Source organism: Enterobacter sp. 186315 (genome assembly GCF_053290175.1).
Window position 1 is genome coordinate 1 of record NZ_JBPTTK010000053.1, and the last position, 2,340, is coordinate 2,340.

2 protein-coding genes are annotated in these 2,340 nt (G+C 53.0%); one reads left to right on the forward strand and one right to left on the reverse strand.

Features of this window, described 5'->3' with window-relative positions:
* Positions 1–118: 118 nt before the first annotated feature.
* On the reverse strand, positions 119–1,309 hold the full coding sequence (locus tag ACSVHP_RS22870) for an MFS transporter (protein ID WP_103181189.1): 1,191 nt from the start codon (positions 1,307–1,309) through the stop codon (positions 119–121).
* Positions 1,310–1,396: 87 nt separating this feature from the next.
* On the opposite strand from ACSVHP_RS22870, the gene ACSVHP_RS22875 reads away from it, so the two are divergent.
* The gene (locus tag ACSVHP_RS22875; RefSeq protein ID WP_004958543.1) at positions 1,397–2,191 is read left to right on the forward strand and encodes an AraC family transcriptional regulator; all 795 of its coding nucleotides are present in this window, start codon (positions 1,397–1,399) and stop codon (positions 2,189–2,191) included.
* Positions 2,192–2,340: the final 149 nt, after the last annotated feature.

Here is a 2,340-nt window from a genome sequence, read left to right on the forward strand (position 1 = left end):
TGGAGCACCTCAAAAACACCATCATACACTAAATCAGTAAGTTGGCAGCATCACCGGAACGATAATGGAGAGTATCCACAGCAGGAGAACAGAGCGCTCTCCTGCTGTGTCAGCAAATTCAGCCCGGCTGCTGTGCCGGTTCCAGGTGTGCATTTCGTCCGGCAGCCATTCCTGTGCAGGCACCAGCGACCGCGATTGCTGCGGTCATCAGTAATGGCAATGTCCAGCCTCCGGACAACTCCTGTACTTTGCCCAGCAACAGCGGACCCATCGCCGCCATCAGATAACCGACGCTCTGCGCCATGCCTGACAGCGCGGCGGCGTCACCGGCATTTTTGGTACGTAGCCCGATGAAGGTCAGGCCCAGCATCATACTGGCACCCGAGCCGAAGCCGAGAAGAGCAGCCCACAGCATCGCCAGATTTGGCAGGTATAGGATGCCGATAAAGGACGCAGCGGTTAACAGGCTGACGCCGGCAGCGGCTGCTTTCTGATCGTTGAGGCGACGCAGCGTGGCCGCCAGAATCAGGCCGGGAATAGCTGTGGTCAGCTGAAGAATGCCGTGTACTTCACCGGCCTGGGCTGAGGAGAGTCCACTGTCCGTTAGAATGGCGGGTAGCCAGCCGACAGCAACATAAAACGGCATCGCATTCAGGCCCATAAACAAGGTGACCTGCCATGCCAGAGGCGAGCGCCAGACCGCGACGGTCGCCGCTTTTTTCTCACCCTCTCCTGGCAACTGATGCTTCATCTTTAACTGGGGCAACCATAAAAGCAACGCAAGCAGCGGTGCAATAACCAGCATGGCTAACGCGATGTTCCAGCCCCAGCTCTGCGTCAGAGGAATGACAATGGCTGAACCAATAGCACCAGCCGCGCCCATGGTGATGGAATATGCCCCCGTCACGGAAGCCACGTTGCCAGAAAAGTCACGTTTGATAAGGCCAGGCAGCAGGACATTGCCGAGGGCAATCCCGATACCTATCAATATGGTTCCGCCATAAAGCGCCCAGACACTGCCTGCGGAGCGAAGCAGGATGCCCGCTGAAATCACGGCCAAGGCACCAAAAAGGGTGCGTTCAAGACCGTACTTGTGTGAGATGGATGCGCTCAGCGGTGAAAAGGCGGCAAAGGCCAGCAAAGGCAGCGAGTTAAGCAACCCAACGGCAGTAATACTTAGCCCAAAATCATGGCGAATAGACTCTAAAACGGGTGCGATAGCGGTAAAAGGAACACGCAGGTTGATAGCTATAAAAAGGATGCCGGTCACAAGTATGATTGAAGACCACTTGTTCGTAGTGTGGGACATAAATTTTGCTTTTTCTGGTAAAAAGAAAGACTTTAAAGGACTCATGAGTTACAGAATATAGATAATCTGACAACATATAACTAAATCATGCCAGTTAATAAAAAACCGGTGACCTCACCGGATGAGTTTAATGCCGATGCTTTCAGTCAGGCTGCTATCGCGCTGCATGTATCATCGTCAGGCGAGTATGCAGGTCAGAGTCCGCACTCTCACCGTAAGGGACAACTTATTATCTCTTTGCGCGGTGCAGTGAGCTGTGAGGTTGAGGATGCGCTGTGGCTTGTTCCACCGGGACATGCTGTCTGGGTTCCGGGTAAAATTCCCCACAGTTGCCGGGTCACGAAGAATGCAGATACCTGCTTTTTGTTCATCGAACCCGGCGCGGCAGCGATGCCGGAAATCTGCTGTACCCTGGCGATGACTTCTCTGGTCCGCGAGCTTGTTCTGTATCTGGCAGAGCAGGGACAGGCTTATTCTCCTGACAGTAAAACTGCCAGGCTCGCAGCGGTGCTGCTGGAGCATATTCCGGATGTGCCGGTTGAAGCGCTCCATCTTCCCGTATCCGATCATCCTAAAATCCGGAATATGGCGGAGGCACTTTTTAATGAGCCTGATGATCGGCGAACGTTAAAGCAGTGGGCTGCACATCTGGTCACCAGCGAACGATCGCTGGCCAGGCTGATAAAAGAGGCGACAGGAATGAGCTTTGGTCGCTGGCGTCAGCAACTGCATTTGATGATTGCCCTGAGCCATCTGGCTGAAGGTCAGTCCGTGCAGCGTGTAGCCGGAACGCTGGGATATGATTCGGTCAGCGCGTTTATTACGATGTTCAGAAAAGCGCTGGGTAAATCACCGACGCAATATTTTTCGTCTCTAAACTAATGCAAAACAACACAAACCGAATTTTTATAAAGAACGTCAACGTCCGCTGTTCGCTCATTGCTGCCTGTCATTCCTGCTTAAAAAACAGGCTTAACGTAGGATATTTAATGAGATGGTCACTCCCTCCTTCCCAGTACTATGCTGAGGAC